At 48.6% G+C, this 17,052-nt stretch carries 14 protein-coding genes; 10 read left to right on the top strand and 4 right to left on the bottom strand.

All coding sequences use genetic code 11. The annotated features are described in order from the left end of the window. Positions 1–1,135: 1,135 nt before the first annotated feature. The 6 genes from HUX64_RS05495 to HUX64_RS05470 all read left to right on the top strand — a co-directional run bounded on the left by HUX64_RS05495 (position 1,136) and on the right by HUX64_RS05470 (position 8,093). A complete protein-coding gene (locus HUX64_RS05495; protein ID WP_174625228.1) occupies positions 1,136–1,609 on the top strand; it encodes a YsnF/AvaK domain-containing protein in 474 nt (157 codons plus the stop codon). A gap of 56 nt (positions 1,610–1,665) precedes the next feature. Further along, on the top strand, positions 1,666–2,424 hold the full coding sequence (locus tag HUX64_RS05490) for a YsnF/AvaK domain-containing protein (RefSeq protein ID WP_174625227.1): 759 nt from the start codon (positions 1,666–1,668) through the stop codon (positions 2,422–2,424). Positions 2,425–2,835: 411 nt separating this feature from the next. Continuing rightward, entirely contained in the window at positions 2,836–4,422 is a 1,587-nt protein-coding gene (locus HUX64_RS05485) for a bifunctional aminoglycoside phosphotransferase/ATP-binding protein (protein ID WP_174625226.1), read from the top strand. Positions 4,423–4,480: 58 nt separating this feature from the next. After that, positions 4,481–4,678, top strand: coding sequence for a hypothetical protein (locus HUX64_RS05480; protein ID WP_174625225.1), 198 nt, complete (start codon positions 4,481–4,483; stop codon positions 4,676–4,678). Between the two features lie 123 nt (positions 4,679–4,801). Further along, positions 4,802–5,149, top strand: coding sequence for a F0F1 ATP synthase subunit delta/epsilon (locus HUX64_RS05475; protein WP_174625224.1), 348 nt, complete (start codon positions 4,802–4,804; stop codon positions 5,147–5,149). Between the two features lie 625 nt (positions 5,150–5,774). Beyond that, positions 5,775–8,093 (top strand): ATP-binding protein, encoded by a 2,319-nt coding sequence (locus HUX64_RS05470; RefSeq protein WP_174625223.1) that lies wholly within the window; start codon positions 5,775–5,777, stop codon positions 8,091–8,093. A 62-nt stretch (positions 8,094–8,155) separates the two neighbouring features. Here the strand turns inward: HUX64_RS05470 and HUX64_RS05465 are convergent, their stop codons facing one another. The 4 genes from HUX64_RS05465 to HUX64_RS05450 all read right to left on the bottom strand — a co-directional run bounded on the left by HUX64_RS05465 (position 8,156) and on the right by HUX64_RS05450 (position 12,394). Beyond that, positions 8,156–8,620, bottom strand: a complete 465-nt coding sequence (locus HUX64_RS05465) for a GNAT family N-acetyltransferase (RefSeq protein WP_174625222.1) — start codon at positions 8,618–8,620, stop codon at positions 8,156–8,158. A 102-nt stretch (positions 8,621–8,722) separates the two neighbouring features. Next, on the bottom strand, positions 8,723–9,844 hold the full coding sequence (locus HUX64_RS05460) for a glycoside hydrolase family 5 protein (RefSeq protein WP_174625221.1): 1,122 nt from the start codon (positions 9,842–9,844) through the stop codon (positions 8,723–8,725). A gap of 41 nt (positions 9,845–9,885) precedes the next feature. Continuing rightward, a complete protein-coding gene (locus tag HUX64_RS05455; RefSeq protein ID WP_174625220.1) occupies positions 9,886–11,580 on the bottom strand; it encodes an ABC transporter ATP-binding protein/permease in 1,695 nt (564 codons plus the stop codon). Between the two features lie 232 nt (positions 11,581–11,812). Further along, the gene (locus tag HUX64_RS05450) at positions 11,813–12,394 is read right to left on the bottom strand and encodes a Uma2 family endonuclease (RefSeq protein ID WP_174625219.1); all 582 of its coding nucleotides are present in this window, start codon (positions 12,392–12,394) and stop codon (positions 11,813–11,815) included. Positions 12,395–12,597: 203 nt separating this feature from the next. Between HUX64_RS05450 and tgt the strand changes: the two genes are divergently transcribed. The 4 genes from tgt to secF all read left to right on the top strand — a co-directional run bounded on the left by tgt (position 12,598) and on the right by secF (position 17,004). Then, the gene (gene tgt / locus HUX64_RS05445) at positions 12,598–13,713 is read left to right on the top strand and encodes a tRNA guanosine(34) transglycosylase Tgt (RefSeq protein ID WP_174625218.1); all 1,116 of its coding nucleotides are present in this window, start codon (positions 12,598–12,600) and stop codon (positions 13,711–13,713) included. 42 nt (positions 13,714–13,755) lie between these two features. After that, complete coding sequence (gene yajC / locus HUX64_RS05440) at positions 13,756–14,097, top strand: preprotein translocase subunit YajC (RefSeq protein ID WP_174625217.1); 342 nt, start codon at positions 13,756–13,758, stop codon at positions 14,095–14,097. Between the two features lie 88 nt (positions 14,098–14,185). Further along, entirely contained in the window at positions 14,186–16,033 is a 1,848-nt protein-coding gene (secD, locus tag HUX64_RS05435; RefSeq protein WP_174625216.1) for a protein translocase subunit SecD, read from the top strand. Positions 16,034–16,077: 44 nt separating this feature from the next. Then, entirely contained in the window at positions 16,078–17,004 is a 927-nt protein-coding gene (secF, locus tag HUX64_RS05430; protein ID WP_174625215.1) for a protein translocase subunit SecF, read from the top strand. Positions 17,005–17,052 lie beyond the last annotated feature (48 nt).

Raw genomic sequence — 17,052 nt, 5'->3', positions numbered from 1 at the left:
GAGTCCTTACTTTAGGAGCCATTTCTGCCTAAAGAGGAATACGGTCTTTGAATGAAAACCTCCACTCTGTACAAGCGATTAAGTTATATCACCCCCGGCAATGTCGGGGGCTTATTATTGGCGACCCTTCACAGGAGCCAGTACAGGAATTGCCTAAAGGCAAGCAACGTTTCTACAGGAGCCACTGTGACTAACGCTTATCCTCCAAGGCATCGCGCCCGTGCTTGGTCAGACTCTTGGATAGCGAGCCAGCGCCAATCCTATCACGGGTATATAGAAAATTCCGCATTCGCAATGAAAGGCGTAATGTATCGCCGATCAACAGTTGAGCTATAGAGCTAGCTGGGTCTGAAAGACCGGAGATTATTGAATTTCGTAATTTATCTGCAAAACGATATCAGAACCTAATAATCTGGAAACTTCAGGATTTCAAGGACAAAATAATTTTCGGCAGAGCGCCCGCGGATATTTGGCAATGATGGGAGGGGTATTTTGAATTTGGCAGCGCACGGGAGCCAGATTGCTCATTTCTTCAATCATTAAACCCTCATCAATAGCGGGCTGTCCATAGTGTTATTTTAGAAGTGCTGAAGCCGGGGTAACGGATTTACTCGTGCTCATTGTCAATGAAGCTAATGCACAGCCCTCCACCGTTGAATAATTACCAGTTTTCCAAGGGCGGCCCTGAAAATCCCCGCCAACTAATCATTATCCTGACGGCAAACGGGTGAGCTCCATATCGCCAAGAGCGCCCAGTAAGGCTTGATACAAGCAGATACATATCGTTTAGATTTAATGCAGTGATCCGGCAAGAAAGTTTACTGTATCAGGAAATATTAATGCTGGACTAATTTCTTTTTCCCCTTGCGTGTATTAACGCACATAACTCCTGCCCCTTTTATCGTAATCTAAAGTCATTGATACAAATAAGAAATGCCGTATGAGTTATGCTCATAAGGAATTCCTCCTTAAGTTTTTTGATTTCATTAAAAATTTGGGTAAAAGAGCAAACTCAAGCAAGAAAACCCTACGATAATTCAAAAAATTTTCAGCCATAAGTCCTTGCCTTGCTTCAATAAGTGAAAACAAGCCAAGCGTATTTGTAACTATTAACTTTTACATTCCATTAAAAACCATGAACCCGGAAGATGATTCTCTACGAGCGCTAGATCAGGCATGGCAAGAAATAGACAGCTTGCCTGCAGAGCAGGCTGCAAGGCAGGAAGCTGTCATTCCCGTCATTGAGGAACAGCTTCATATTGAAAAAAAAGTCAGTAAAGCGGGCACGGTGCGTATTTCAAAACAGGTCACAGAACATGAACAAACCGTAACCATACCCCTGCTGGAGGAGGAAATACAGGTGGAAAGGGTAGCTGTCAATCAATTTGTTGATTCACCGCCTCCAGCCCTTAGATATGAAGGCGACACCATGATCATTCCAATAATAAGGGAAGTGGCTGTATTAGAAAAGCGCCTGATGCTCGTTGAAGAATTACACATAGTTAAACGTCAGAATCAAAAGCAGGAAACCCGACAAGTGACGTTAAGGAAAGAGGAAGTAGCGGTCGAACGCAGCAACGCCAAGGCTTCAGATCCTGACAAGGAATAAAATGAAGAGCTGATAATCATTTAAATCAATAAATTTCAATTTATGAGGTAACCATTATGAAACAAACAGTAATAGGTATATTCAATGACGCTTCAGATGCAAAAGATGCCGTACAACAACTTTTGGATAATGGTTTTTTACGGGCGAATGTTGACATTTCGTTTCAAAAATCCGATCAGGATCAGGGAAGTATTCGCAATTTTTTTGGCTCTCTGTTTGAAACAGACGAGGCAAATTCATATGCTGAGATAGCGGGTCGAAGTGGAGCCATCGTCACAGTTCATGCGGAATCAGAGGAGGAAGCATGGCGCGCCGGAGAAATTCTGGATCAAGCAGGCGCTGTGGACATGGGCGAGCGAAGCGGCCAAACCGCCTATGCGGCATCTGAAACGCCTGGTTACGCCGCATCGGAAACGCTTGCTGCTGAACCCGCTCGCGAGGAAGCCACTATTCCGATTATTGAAGAACAGTTAAATGTAGGGAAAAAGGAAGTTGAAACAGGCAGAACAAGGCTTCGCAGCCGAATAATTGAACGCCCTGTGGCAGAAAGCCTCAGGCTTCGCGAAGAGCATGTGCATGTGGAAAGAAATGCTGTGAACCGGCCGGCGACCGAAGCCGATCTGTCCAGTTTTAAGGAAGGTGAAATAGAACTTACCGAACATGCTGAAGTTCCGGTAGTGGCTAAAGAGGCGCGTGTAGTCGAGGAAGTTCGGGTTGGCAAAGATGTAGACGAGCGCGAGGAAACCGTAACAGATACAGTGAGAAAAACTGAAGTTGATGTAGAAGAAACAGCCAGCGATAATTTACGCAAGTAGTAGCGATTGTCTGCCAGTCAATTAGTAATCAGTATAAAAAGCGGCGGATAGTTAGCTGCCGCTTTTTTATTATTTTTAGACTGATTAAAACGTCTGAACTTTAAATGAATGTCATTAATGAGCGTAATCATCAGTAGCAAATACTGGCAGCGCTGAACAATCCTGTTTGTAAAGGGCCTTAACTTTAAGGTCCTGCCGATCGTTAATTCAAGATTCAGCTTTTTCTTTCTCTGCCGCTATGCCGCCATCCGCCCTCATGCGGAGTGAACTTTAACCCTGCGGTAACGGGCAATGGCAAATTATCTACAGGAGCCGGCAATGAGGTATTCATTTAGCCATGGAAAAAGAGGGCTGAAAAGCAAGCGAATAGCTTAGATTACGCAAAAACTGACAGACATTTATAATTTCAGCATGAGCAATACACCGACCGGCAATAAAGCCCTGGATTCAGGCATTACCCTTATTAAAGCATTATCTGAAACAATCGCTTATGCTCATGAAGTCGCGTCCGTGCGCATGGTTGAAACGCACATTTCCTGGGTGCTGCTGACCGGTGAATATGCCTACAAAATCAAAAAGCCCGTTAACTTCGGTTTTCTGGATTTCTCTAGCCTGGAAAAGCGGCGGTTTTTCTGTCATGAAGAATTAAGGCTAAACCGGCGGCTGGCGGCCAATTTGTATCTTGAGGTGGCGCCGATAACAGGAAGCCCCGATCATCCCAAAATGGACGGCGCGGGTGAAGCGATTGAATATGCCGTCAAGATGGTTCAGTTCCCCTCAGGACACTTGCTGAGCGAGTATGCAGAACGGGGGACGCTGGGCAAAAATGAAATCGATCAAATGGCCGCTATCATTGCTGATTTTCATGAAACGATTGAAAAGGCGGCCACAGATTCCCCTTACGGAAATAGTAAAGATATACGGCACTGGTTTGACGAGAATTTTGACCTTATCGGGCCGCTGCTTGAACATGGCAGTCACAAACGGCAATTAGACGCTATCCGGCTATGGGGCAATGATGAATGGCGAAATAAAAAAGCGCTAATGCAACAGCGCAAGCAGCAGGGAAAGGTGCGCGAATGCCACGGCGATCTGCATCTGAGCAACATGACTGTTATAAACGGTCAGATAACGCCGTTTGATTGTATTGAATTCAATCCGCTGCTGCGCTGGATCGATGTCATCAGCGAAGTGGCTTTCGTAATTGTTGATTTGCTGTATTTTGGACATGAACCTCACGCCTGGCGCTTTCTTAATCATTATCTTCAACACACGGGTGATTACGCAGGGCTGGCGCTGTTGCGCTACTACCTGGTTTATCGCGCGCTGGTACGCGGCAAGGTTGCATTATTGCACATGGCCCAGCACCGCAATAACGCTGCTGTTTGCAAAAAAGCGCTTGATGAATACAGTCTTTTTGCCAATCTGGCTGAGCGTTTTACCAGAGAAAGCCGGGCAGTTTTAATTATTACGCATGGCTATTCAGGTTCAGGCAAGTCCGCTTTTGCAAGTCAGCTTGCTGAAAAAACCGGCGCCTTGCAAATACGTTCGGATATAGAGCGCAAACGGCTGTTCGGCTATCGTGCCCAGGAAGCTACGGGCAGCGGCATTGACAGCGGGCTTTATACGCCAGAGGCCGGGCTGCAAACTTACCAGCGTCTTGCCGGGCTTGCCAAGGCTGTGATTGAGGCAGGTTTTACTGCGATTATCGATGCGGCTTTTCTTAAACTCGAGCAGCGCGCTCTGTTCAGAAAGCTCGCCTCTGACTGCGGCGCGCCGTTTTTTATTATCGATTTTCAAGCCTCCGATGAAGAATTATTGAGGCGTATCAAACAACGTCAGCAACAACAAAACGATGCATCGGAAGCCACCAGTGAAGTTATCCGGCGACAGCAGCAATCAGGGCAGCCTCTGTCAGAGGAAGAACACGATTATATAATTACTATTGATACCGAAAGCAGCAATGCCCTGAAAACGCTGTTAGATCATTTCGCTTAATGGCTCTAAGCGGGAAATAGTTCAGTTTAATGAGGCTTTTAGCGGGCGAAAATAATCCTTGAAAATAGAGGATCATGCCTTAAATAGTTTGCCTGCCCAGCAAGAAGATAAACAGCTTATAGGCGCCATTGTTGAAGTCCATGGACCCGTGGTAATTACTGAGTGTATCTGGCTGCCCGCGCTGCATCAGGCTTTATGCACCTGTTTTGATCATATCACCTATGTTTTCGAGGTTCATCCGCATCTTGATGAGTGACTGTCAAGGCTGTTATGCGGTCTTTAAAGCATACCTTGACCGATTGCGAGGCCTTTTTTCAGGGCGCCATACTCACTTGTCCTGAGCGCAATGTTACATGCAGGTAAGCGTGCAGGCGCTGTCATGAAACAATTCACACTGAACCTGTTTGATGCGACGCACGAACAGCGAATAGCGGGCGTCACTACCTTTATCGGCGAAGACGCTTCGGGCAGTTTCGGCATTCAGCCCAATCATGCCCGGTTTATGACCACTCTGGTTTTCGGGCTGGCGCGTTTTCGCCTGGCCACTGAAGACTGGCGCTGTTTGGCCCTGCCCGGTGCGGTTGTCTACTTCAACAATGATGAATCGACGCTGGGTACCCGGCATTTTCTGGTAGATACCGATCCTGAACGAATCAGCGCCTTATTGGAGCAGCAATTGATGAGCGAGGAAGAAGATCTGCGCTCGACCCGCGACAGCCTGCATTGAATGGAGCAGGCCATGCTTGAACGCATGTTGGCTCTTGAACGCAAGGCGGTGTGGCTGTCATGAATAATCAATACCCCGCTCTCAACGCCGCTCTGCAGAAGCGGCGTCCGGCGCAATCAGGCTGGCGATTATAAATACAGTGAAGGCCTGCTGCATGGATTTATCCGCTCGTGTTATAGAAACCGCCAAGCTTGGCATTCGGCGCGGAAGAGCGTATTTTAAGGAATGCAGGCAAGCAGCCCGCGCGCTGAAAGACAGATAGCGGCCGACTTAATGGTGCGGTGGAACAGAACGATTGAACAACAGCGGTAAAAAATTGGAATTTTTTAGCTTGCCCAATTTATCTCTCTGTTTATATTGAACTATAAGTTTTAAAAATTCTCTGTTTAAAATCCCTTAAAAATAGTGAATATCAGGATGAATCTGGTTATCATGACATTTTCTAGGGGTTTTTATACCCGAAAAACCATAAATCCTTTCTATTTATTAGCTTGTACATGTTTTCATTATGAACAGTAACAAGTTATTGACAGCAGCTATATTGAAAATTCCTTTAGTTTATCTTAGAGCTCCTCTATGCCTGGGATTAAATAGATGCCTGCCAATGTAAATTGCTACAGATAAAATGATTCGTTTTAAATATTTTTTCAGCAATATCTATATAGCCTCCATACTGGGGACTGCGGCTATCTCGCTTATCTTGAAATATCTCCAGTTTATTTTCGGCGGTCCCCCTCAATTGCTGCTTTTTTTAATGGTGACCGCTTTCGCCAGCTGGTGCGGGGGATTAAGGGCGGGACTTTTCATTACCCTGTTGAGTGCCGCAATAAGCACTTATTTTTTATTCGAGCCTCACAATTCATTTTATATCGCTCAACCCATCGAAATATTGCGCATCTCGCTATTGATTGTCGTGGGTACCATATGCAGCCTGATCATTTCACGCTTATATAAGCAGGAGAAACAGGCTTTGCAAACAGTCATGGAACACGAGAAACAGCTTAAGCATGAAATCTCTGAGCGCAAGCGGGCTGAAGAAGGCCTGCGCAAAAGCCAGATCGATCTGAACCATGCCCAGGCGGTCTCCCATATCGGCAGCTGGCGTATGAACATCTGCACTAATATAGTCGAATGGTCTGACGAAAATTTCCGCATTTTTGGCATCCGCAATAGCACACCCTTAACTTATCAATCATGTCTTGAGAGAATCCCCCCGGCAGACCGGAAGTTAGTCACTAAGGCATGGCAAGACGCTCTTATCGGCAAGCCCTTCGATATTGAACATCGGATAATAGTAAACCACAAGATCAAATGGGTGCGCGAGTTGGCTGAACTCGAATTTGACGAGCATGGCGCCGTGATCGGCGCATTTGGAACAACTGAAGATATTACCGATATTAAAAACAGTCAGGAAGCCTTGCACTATGAACGAAGCTTCTTCAGACAAGTCATCGATGCAGTGCCCAGTGTGATTTTTGTCAAGGACCGGGAAGGGCGCTACCTTTTAGGTAATCAGGCTTTGGTCCAATCCTGTGGCGCCACCACGGAAAGCTTGATCGGTCTGACCGAGGCGAGCTTCAATACCAACGCCGATGAAGTGGCTTACTTCCATCGATGCGACCTCGAGGTTATAAACACCCGCAAACCCAAGGTCATCCCGGACGTAAAAGTCACGCATGCCGATGGCTCTTCACACTGGTACAACACGGTCAAGATTCCGCTGATTGACGACGATAAGTGTAACAAAGTGCTCGTTGTGGCAACCGATATTACCGAGCGCAAACGCGTCGGTGACGCATTACGTCAGGCGGACCGCCGTAAAAATGAATTCCTGGCGATGCTGGCCCACGAACTGCGCAATCCGCTGGCGCCCATCTGCAATGCCGTACAGTTCCTGAAAATGCATGAAATGTCGGATCCCAAGCTGATATGGAGCCGTGATGTTATCGATCGTCAGGTGACCCATATGTCGCGATTGCTCGATGACTTGCTGGATATAACCCGTATTATGCGCGGAAAAATCACTCTGAGGCCTGAGCGTATCGAACTTGCCGACCTTGTAAGTAACGCATTGGAGACCAGTCGCCCGCTGATTGAATCGCGTGAGCAAACCTTGACTGTCTCGCCGATCAAGACGCGGCAGTGGATCCAGGGCGACCTCGTCCGATTGACGCAAGTGCTGTCTAATCTACTGAATAACGCCGCCAAGTATACGCCGAAAAACGGTAATATCATGCTAAACATAAGGCGCGAAGGCTCTGAGGCCGTCATTGAGGTGCAGGACAGCGGCAACGGCATCTCCCCCGATTTTCTGCCGTATGTTTTCGATCTTTTTACCCAGGCCGACCATTCCCTGGCCCGTTCTCAAGGCGGCCTTGGACTTGGCCTGACGCTGGTCCGCAAACTGGCCGAAATACACGGCGGCACAGTCACGGCAGCCAGCGCGGGCGCCGGCCTGGGGAGCACTTTTACGGTGCGGCTGCCAGCCTCATCGGGCAAATTATCTGCTCCCAAATCCACGCCGGCAAAATCTGCGCTGCCAATATCCAAAATCCGCATTCTGGTCGTCGATGACTATCCTGCCGGGGCCGATAGTCTGCAGATGCTGTTGCAAGAGCAAGGGCACAAGGTCGAAACTGCCGATTGCGGCATGAAAGCGCTTGAGCTGGCCCAGATTTTTCACCCGCAGATCGTGCTGCTGGATATTGGCCTTCCCGACATTGATGGCTATGAGGTCGCCAAACGGCTGCGCTTATTGCCTGAGACCCGCGATGCGATGCTGATTGCCTTAACCGGCTACGGGCGGACTGAAGACTATGAGCGCTCGTACTCGGCCCAATTCAATCATCACTTGCTCAAGCCCTTGGATTTTGCAAAATTATCCGCCTTACTGACTTCTTTTCATCAAGCCGAAAGGCCCCATCAGGATAAAGTGAAGCCCTAGCGTTGCTCCCGCCCATTTTGAATATAACGCGGCCTCATGCAGATGAACAGGTTATCGGCGAGCTACTCGTGCAGAGGCAGGCGCAGAGGCAGCATGGAGGAAAGAGCGAAGCCGTGACGTTGATAGAAGCGCTGGGCTGGCTCATTAGCGCAATCGGTTAATAAGGTGATGCGCCTGCATTTATTTTTGCGGGCAAACTTGATGGCGTTTTCAAGCAAATACGAGCCCACTCCCAAACCGCGATAGTCAGGGGCTATGATCATATCCTCAAGCAGTGCAACCCTGGCGCCCAGCGCGGTCGATACGGTATAGAGAAGACAGACCATGCCGGCGATCTCGCTGCCTTGACGAGCGACAAGAACATGGCCGATTTCCGGGCTGTTGATTATGCGGGCAAGGCCCCGGCTCTGCGCTTCGTGATCGGGCGTAAACTCCAGTTCCTGAGCAAACAGGCAATCCAGCAATCCGCAGAGCGCCGGAATATCGGTTAAAATTGCCGGACCTACTTGCGTCGCCGTTTTACTCATGGCTCTCTGCGTTTAACCGGAACAGGAAGGAGTCCGCGCTGCACTATCGGGTAAACAGCCGCAAAAACCAACAGGACACGTTGCATTCAGGAATATTTTCTATCATAAAAAACGGTCAGGCAGCCATCCCCTGTTTACGCCTTCACGGAAACACCAGGCCGGCGTTGTTTCGCTTTTATAACTCCAGAAAAACCAGCCCAGGTATTTTTCAAATGTCGCAAGCTGGGCGGCGGCATAGGCGCGGTAGGCGACAGTCGTTTGAAAGTCGTCCATACCTTGCAGAGCATGGTTGAATGGGCCGTCAGCCCACAGCGATACCTCTTTTAAATTGATGCCCAGACTCCACTCGCCTGCATACGTCCATAAGCCGCGGTCGCGATTAATCTCATCTGCTTCGTTTTTCCAGTCGACCACAGTCTTTTGGATATGCCCGTAAATATCAAGGTCTATGTCTTCGCGGACAAAGCATTGATAGCGGTGAATATCGAAGACCACATTGCTGAATTCCGGTTCGGTAAAAAAACCCGTGTATTCAGTGTAGGGACGGAAGCCGTCATTGAAAACCACAGCAACCTCTTCAGGCTTGCAATAGTTGCGGATTCGATAATAGGCGTCGGTATAATATTTTTTCAGCAGATCGGTAGGAATATCCCAGCGCGGTTCGTTCAATACTGCGATAGCATGCAAGGCGGGCCGGGTGTGGTAGCGTTCGGCCAGCCGTTCCAGCACGAGCAATGAATAGTTAATATACTCCTCTTTGGTGTGCCATTCGCAAATATCCTTGATACCGCCGTGGTCAAAGCCGTTCTGGCAGCCGGGAGCGGCATGCAGATCCAGCACGACATGCAGGCCGAACTCCTCGGCCCAGCCGAAGGCGCGGTCCAGTATGTCTGTGCCGCCGGTCACAAAAGGATGCGCATACTCGCCATAAGCCCTGTGGTAAGGGTAATCCGGCCCGAATAGCCAGTGGCCTATCGGAATGCGCACGGCGTTAATGCCGGTTTGAGCAATCCAGGCAAAGTCAGCGCGGGTGATAAAGGTGTTCCAGTGATGTTTCAGTGTATGCTTGGCGCAGGCACCCAGTTCTACACAGTACGAAGTTTCATCCGTTGCTTGCAGACCGTCAAAAAGGCTGGGCACCATCCATTTTTCAATAACCAGCCAGCTGCCAAGATTAACGCCGCGCAGTTTTTTGCCGAATTTGTTGTCAAAATAAGTATTCATTTTATTACCTGTCAGATTGAATAGTAGCGAAACCGGAAGTTTTATAAGGTAATTCGCCGCTGATGAAGCTTCTCCACGGTCGGCTGATTGGTTATCGTCAGCAGCGTCGCCCCGGGCAGTTCCTGACAGATCACCTGGAACATCGCGGTTTCGCCATCTGGAGTAAGCGAATCAAAGGCTTCCTGCAATAAAATCCACTTCGGCCGCTGCAGCAGCAGCCTTGCCAGCCCCAGGCGTTGCTGCTGCTCGCGAGGTAGCGACTTATCCCAGATATCAACCTGATCAAGTTGTTCCGCCAATTCCTTCAAACCGGCAAGTTCCAGCGCCTGCACAAGCGCAGTTTGACTGACCGGTTCGCCGGCCGACGGATAGCAAATCGCGGCGCGCAAAGTGCCGGTCGGCAAATACGGCCTCGGCGGCATAAAAAACATCGGCTCGTCATCAGGCACAACAATGTGCCCCGAGCCCCACGGCCATAAGCCTGCTATCGCCTTGAACAGCTTCGAGCCTGTAAAGGCATTGCCGGCAATAAGAACCCGCTCCCCTGCCTTTATTTCGGCGTTTAATTCTGAAACACAGACGACACTATCGAGCCTGAAGATGCATAAATCCTGAAAACGCAAGACGGAATCCTCGCCTTTTTCGAGCACGATCCGGTGCGGGTCGGTTCGCGCAAGCTCCAGTTCCAGATCGTCCAGCGCCTTCATCAGGCTCAGTACGCGCTCGACCGATGCGCGCCATTGCGCAACCGTGGACATATTATCGACCGGCCACGATAATGCGGAAGTCATTTGCTGAAATGACTGCACCGATTGCATTAATGCGCCCAGCGTAATACTTCCGAGAATATAGCGGGGCGCAGAGACCAGCACAGGAAATGCCATCGACAAGACCGAATAGCCGGAGGTGAACAGCATAATATTCGACAACGCATGAGTTTGCCGGTTAAAGGCGCCGATAATATCCTGAAACAGTCTGAAAAAACGCTTTCGCTCGTCCGCCTCGCCATGAATCAATGCTATTGCCAGCGAATTTTCGCGGGCGGTCACGAGATTGAACCGGAAATTAGCCTCTACCGTTTGCCGGCTATCTGTCGCGTTAATTAAGGGTTTGCCGATACGCCAACCCAAAAAAGACGCTACAACCGCGTAAATAACTGCAATCCAGACGAGATGTCCGTAGATGGGAACTTCAATCAGCCCCAAATCAACAATTATTTTACCCGACAGGGTCCAGAGCACGGCTGTGAAACTGATCAGCACCAGCACGCTGTAAAACAGCGAGTGGCAAAGCGCAATCCCATCCTCGGTAGCAATACGAATATCCTCGGCAATGCGGCCATCAGGATTGTCATGATTGGCTGACTGTATATGCGTTACCTGATAATGATGCGCCTTATCCATCCATTGACTGGTAACGCGATCGGTCAGCCAGCCGCGCCATTCCACCTGCAAACGGCGCTTGATTTTTAAATGGGTAGCAGTGGCGGCCATAGTGGCCGCAAAAATCAGAATAAGCAGGGCAGTCTGTTTTAATAACCTGGGCATCGAATGCTGCTCAAGGGCATTGAAAAGCGCCGCGCTCCATTCGGTAATGACCACGGCGATACCTATCTGTATGACTGTAAGGACAATCATAGCCAGCGTCTGCCTGCGAATTGCGGCTTTGTTGTCAGAGTTCCAGAAAGGGCCGGCCAGGCGTATGAAGCGAATAAAAAATCCATTTGAATAGCGCATGCACTGGGCTCCGGATAGTCAGAAAAAATAGTAAGGCAAGCGTCATATAACTGACCAGATCGGTGGGGGCGTTCTTGAAGCGCTCATAAACAGGTTTGATGCGGATCAGGTATAGTCAGGTGTAGACTGATAAAGACTGCGATGCTGGCTGGATTGCAGCTATCATTGAAAAGGACCAGGCGGTCTCGGCTTCGTGTCTGCGATCATCTGTCTGTGTGAGAATGCTCCCTGATTATTTTTCCTCATCATCCAGAACCTTGTCGTAAATCTCGCCGAGGCTGAGAACGCAGCCTATGCTTTCCAGGGGCACGGAAGCTTCAAGCCCGACGGCTTCCGTTAATATCCAGACATCCCCTTGCCGCATATAGCGCTCGATACTGGGCTGGTCTTGCGAAACCAGCAGATATTCGCGCAAGGTAGGTATTTTACGATAATGGGCGAATTTGCTGCCCCGGTCATACGCTTCGGTGGAAGGCGACAGCACTTCAATCAGCAAGGTAGGATTGAGCAAGGTATCCACATGCGCATCTTCAAATTGCGGTGACCCGCAAACAACCGCGATGTCGGGGTAATGGTAGCTGCGCGCTTCGGCAGCCTTGACGCGCATATCGTTGATATAGGCTTCGCAGGGACGTTTTTTGAGTTGGCTTCGCAATTCTCCGGCAATATTGACCGTTATCAGATTATGTTTCCGGCTTGCGCCGGTCATTGCATAAATCTCACCGTCGTGGAATTCGCTTTTACAGGATGCGCTGCGTTCCAGCGCTAAATAGTCTTCGGCGGTGTAGTGAGTTTGTGTTAGTACGGAGGACATGCATCACCTCGCTGGGGAATAGTTTGTTAAAGATCAAGCATATCATAGCTTTTATCAGCACGATGCGATATGGGAAATGGCGTTAAGATTTCGCTCCGGCATCATGAATGGGTGGTGTGTATTCAACAATATTTTAACGCTTCACATGTACTTTAATTTAAAAAGTCCGGATAATCTCCAGCCTTGTAAATGACTCAGCAACTATGGAATTCAAGTTAATTAATACGGACGGTCACGCGCGGCGCGGCCGGCTTGCTTTTGCGCGCGGCCTGGTAGAAACGCCGATTTTTATGCCGGTCGGCACATACGGCGCAGTCAAGTCCTTAACGCCCGGGGATTTAAAAGGTATCGGCGCGCAAATTATTCTCGGCAATACTTTTCATTTACTGCTTCGGCCCGGCATGGAGGTTGTAAAAGCTCACGGCGATTTGCACGGTTTCATGCGCTGGGATAAACCCCTATTGACCGATTCCGGCGGCTTTCAGGTATTCAGCCTCGGCGCCTTAAGAAAAATCACCGAACAGGGCGTGGTTTTCAAGTCGCCTGTCAACGGCAGCTCAATTTTTATGGGGCCTGAAGAATCCATGCGGGTGCAGCGCGATCTGGGTTCCGATATCGTCATGATTTTTGATGAATGCACGCCGTATCCTGCGACGATTCAGGAAGCGGCGGATTCCATGCGCCTGTCCTTGCGCTGGGCAAAGCGAAGTAAAGCCGCTCATGACGATAACGCCTCGGCTTTATTCGGTATTGTTCAGGGCGGCATGTATGAAGCATTGCGCCAGGAATCTATAGACGGCCTTGTTGATATTGGTTTTGACGGTTATGCCATAGGCGGTTTGTCAGTGGGCGAGCCTAAAGATGAGATGATGGCTGCGCTGGATGTGATTCATCCTGAAATGCCTGTCAATAAGCCGCGCTATTTAATGGGCGTAGGCACGCCTGAGGATTTGGTGGAAGGGGTCAGGCGCGGTATTGATATGTTCGATTGCGTAATGCCGACGCGCAATGCCCGCAACGGTCATTTGTTTACCCGTTTCGGCGTGGTGAAAATCAGGAACAGCCGCTATGAGTTTGATACTAATCCTCTGGATGAAGCCTGCGGCTGTTATACCTGTCAAAATTATTCACGGGCTTACTTGCGGCATCTGGATAAATGCCAGGAAATGCTGGGCTCGCGGCTCCATACCATTCATAACCTTTATTATTATTTAAGCCTCATGCAGGATTTGCGTGAGGCGATCGAAAAGCAGGAGTTGGACAGTTTCGTCAGGCAATTTTACCAACAACGAGGAAAAGCCGTCCCGGATGTGGCATAATAATCAACTTTTTTATTTAATTACGAACAACCGAGGACAACAATGAGTTTTTTTATCTCTGACGCACTTGCTGAAGCCGCGCCTGCCGCGCAACAACCCGGCATCGAAGGCATGCTGTTTCCACTGGGTATTCTGGTATTTTTCTACTTTTTGTTTTTGCGGCCGCAATCCAAGCGCGCCAAAGAGAAAAAGCAAATGATGGCGACCTTGACTAAAGGCGCTGAAGTCGTTACCTCCGGAGGCATTTTGGGTAAAATAGTCGATCTGGATGATAACTTTCTCAAAATTGAAATCTGCGACAATACCTTTATTCGAGTACAGCGCCATAGCGTGGAAAGTCTCATGCCGAAAGGCACTTACAAGGCCATAACTAAAAAAGTTTGAAATTTTAATATACGCCTTTAGTTATACGCATAGCTGGCAGGTAAACGCTTGTTCAAGCCAGGCCCGGTTTAATTGTTGGAATAGAATAATGCAAAACCATTTCCCCCTCTGGAAAAACCTATTAATCCTGATTGTTTTTGTTGTCGGGATTATTTATGCGTTGCCTAATTTATACGGTGACGATCCTTCTGTTCAGGTGTCATCCACGCGAGCCGCGCCGATAGCACAGGAACAGGCAAACCGCATCGAGTCAGCGCTTAAAACCGCCGGACTGGAGATAAAGTCTCTCGAAATTAAAGCCGGGCATGTTCTGGCCCGTTTTAACAATACCGATGATCAGCTCAAGGCGGCTGATTTGCTGCGGGACGAACTGGGCAGCGATTATACGGTTGCCTTGAATCTGGCGCCTACGACACCGGCCTGGCTGCAGACTCTGGGCGCTCAGGCGATGTATCTGGGCCTGGATTTGCGCGGCGGCGTGCATTTTCTGCTGGAAGTGGATATGGATGCGGCGCTTAAACAGGCGGAGGATCGTTATACCGATGATATTCGTCAGGCATTAAGGGCGGAAAAAATCCGCTATCTGTTGGTATCCAAGGATAACGGCGCTATTAAAGTCAAGCTGAAAGCGGCAGACGATAAGCCTGCTTTCTTAGCTCTTCTGAATAAGGACTTTCACGATCTCGATTTAACCGAGCCGGAAGATCAGACTGAAATAACGCTAAAAATCTCTGAAAAAGAACAACGGGAGATTAAAAAGTTTGCCGTGGCGCAAAATATGACTACCTTGCGCAACCGCGTTAACGAACTCGGCGTTGCCGAACCTGTGATACAGCAGCAGGGTGAAAACCGTATCATGGTTCAGTTGCCTGGCGTCCAGGATACGACGCGCGCCAAGGAAATTCTCGGCACTACCGCGACTCTGGAATACCGTCTGGTTGATGTCGAACATGATGTGCAGCAGGCTGTTGCCGGACATGTGCCGGTGAGCAGCCGCTTGTATTATGAAAAAAACGGCAATCCGATTCTGCTGGACAGGCGTGTGATTGTGACCGGCGATCAAATTGTCGATGCCTCCTCGGGGATTGACCAGGACGGCCGTGCCGCCGTATTTATCTCTTTGAACGGCGTCGGCGCGGCGAAAATGGGCAAAGTGACCCAGGCCAATATAGGCAAGCCGATGGCGGTGGTCTTTATTGAATATAAAGTCGATACAAAAACAGTTAACGGCCAGAAAATCCGTCATAAGGAAAAAGTAGAAAAAGTCATCAGTGTGGCGACCATCCAGGGGGCTTTCAGCAAACGTTTTCAAACTACCGGTCTGGACAGCCCGCAGGAAGCGCGTAATTTATCACTGCTGTTAAGAGCGGGAGCACTCGCGGCGCCGGTTGATATTGTTGAAGAACGTACCGTGGGCCCGAGCCTTGGGCAGGATAATATCAATAAAGGCATGCTGTCTTTTGTTGTCGGTTTTGCCTTGGTGGTGCTGTTTATGGCTGTCTATTACAAGATTTTTGGTATGATTGCCAATGCCGCGCTGGCGTTCAACGTGATTATTGTCGTGGCTATTTTATCGATGTTGCAGGCAACGTTGACTTTGCCCGGAATTGCCGGAATTATCTTGACAGTTGGTATGTCGGTGGATGCCAATGTATTGATATTTGAGCGGATTAAAGAAGAGCTCAGAAAGGGTAATACCGTACAACCGAGTATATTCATTGGCTTTGATAAGGCTTTTGCCACTATTCTCGACTCTCACTTCACTAATCTAGTGGTAGCTGTTGTGTTGTTCGCCTTTGGTACGGGCTCGGTCAAAGGTTTTGCCGTGACTCTGATTATCGGTATTTTGTCATCCATGTTTACCGCAATTACCTGTACGCGGATGATCATTAACTGGACATATGGTAACCGTAGAGTTGAGAAATTATCCATTTAATCGATGATTCATAGACTTTATCTCACCTAAAAAAGAATTTAGACATGCTTAAAAAAAATATAAACTTTATAGGTAACCGGAAAGTAGCGCTGATATTTTCCGCCGTCCTGATGGTTATCTCAATCGCTTCACTGGCTGTACGCGGGCTGCAGATGGGCATTGACTTCACCGGCGGCACGCTTATTGAAGTGGGCTATAAACAGGCGGCGGACTTAACGGCATTGCGCAATACCCTGGACAAGGCGGGCTTTACTGACGCTACTGTCCAGAACTTCGGTACGACAAAAGATGTACTGATCCGGTTGAAGTTGCATGAAGGCATTAGCAGTGCGGAATTAAGCGGGCAAGTGCTTTCAGTCATTAATAAAAATACCGCAGAGCCCGCAAGCTTGCGCCGTGTTGAATTCGTGGGGCCGCAAGTGGGTGAGGATTTGGCCCAGGATGGTTTCTTGGCATTGTTGTATTCAACAATCGGTATTTTGATTTATATTGCCTGGCGTTTTGAATGGAAATTTTCTACGGGCGCCATCATTGCGACGCTTCATGACGTTATTGTTACGATGGGATTTTTTTCAATTTTAGGCCTGGAGTTTGATTTAACAGTGCTAGCCGCTGTTTTGGCTCTTATCGGTTATTCCTTGAATGATACTATCGTGGTATATGACCGCATCCGGGAGAATTTCAGGCTGTTAAGAAATAAATCGACCGAAGAGATTATGAATATTTCCATTAATGAAACGTTGAGCCGTACGATTATGACTTCCGTAACTGTCATGTTGGTGCTGGTTTCTTTATTCTTTTTGGGTGGCGAAGTTATTCATAATTTCTCCATCGTACTTTTGTTCGGCGTTATTTTTGGCACTTATTCGTCTATTTTTATTGCCAGTCCGGCGGCGTTGATGTTGGGCATCAGCCCTGAGGATTTAATGCTACCGGTAAAAGAAGGCGCGACACTGGATAGCAGGCCTTAAGCTGCCAGGTTCTTCGAAATACACCCACTGATCGGGTATAATCGATTA

This window comes from Candidatus Methylobacter favarea (assembly GCF_902806695.1).
In the GTDB taxonomy this organism is placed as follows: domain Bacteria; phylum Pseudomonadota; class Gammaproteobacteria; order Methylococcales; family Methylomonadaceae; genus Methylobacter_B; species Methylobacter_B favarea.
Note: the sequence above shows the minus strand (reverse complement) of the source record. Positions and strands in the feature narration are given on the sequence as shown.

Bases quoted from the DNA above. Each gene is read 5' to 3' on its own strand.
- HUX64_RS05495 (WP_174625228.1), top strand. From the start codon at position 1,136: ATGAACCCGGAAGATGATTCTCTACGAGCGCTAGATCAGGCATGGCAA.
- HUX64_RS05490 (WP_174625227.1), top strand. From the start codon at position 1,666: ATGAAACAAACAGTAATAGGTATATTCAATGACGCTTCAGATGCAAAA.
- HUX64_RS05485 (WP_174625226.1), top strand. From the start codon at position 2,836: ATGAGCAATACACCGACCGGCAATAAAGCCCTGGATTCAGGCATTACC.
- HUX64_RS05475 (WP_174625224.1), top strand. From the start codon at position 4,802: ATGAAACAATTCACACTGAACCTGTTTGATGCGACGCACGAACAGCGA.
- HUX64_RS05470 (WP_174625223.1), top strand. From the start codon at position 5,775: ATGATTCGTTTTAAATATTTTTTCAGCAATATCTATATAGCCTCCATA.
- HUX64_RS05465 (WP_174625222.1), bottom strand. From the start codon at position 8,620: ATGAGTAAAACGGCGACGCAAGTAGGTCCGGCAATTTTAACCGATATT.
- HUX64_RS05460 (WP_174625221.1), bottom strand. From the start codon at position 9,844: ATGAATACTTATTTTGACAACAAATTCGGCAAAAAACTGCGCGGCGTT.
- HUX64_RS05455 (WP_174625220.1), bottom strand. From the start codon at position 11,580: ATGCGCTATTCAAATGGATTTTTTATTCGCTTCATACGCCTGGCCGGC.
- HUX64_RS05450 (WP_174625219.1), bottom strand. From the start codon at position 12,394: ATGTCCTCCGTACTAACACAAACTCACTACACCGCCGAAGACTATTTA.
- tgt (WP_174625218.1), top strand. From the start codon at position 12,598: ATGGAATTCAAGTTAATTAATACGGACGGTCACGCGCGGCGCGGCCGG.
- yajC (WP_174625217.1), top strand. From the start codon at position 13,756: ATGAGTTTTTTTATCTCTGACGCACTTGCTGAAGCCGCGCCTGCCGCG.
- secD (WP_174625216.1), top strand. From the start codon at position 14,186: ATGCAAAACCATTTCCCCCTCTGGAAAAACCTATTAATCCTGATTGTT.
- secF (WP_174625215.1), top strand. From the start codon at position 16,078: ATGCTTAAAAAAAATATAAACTTTATAGGTAACCGGAAAGTAGCGCTG.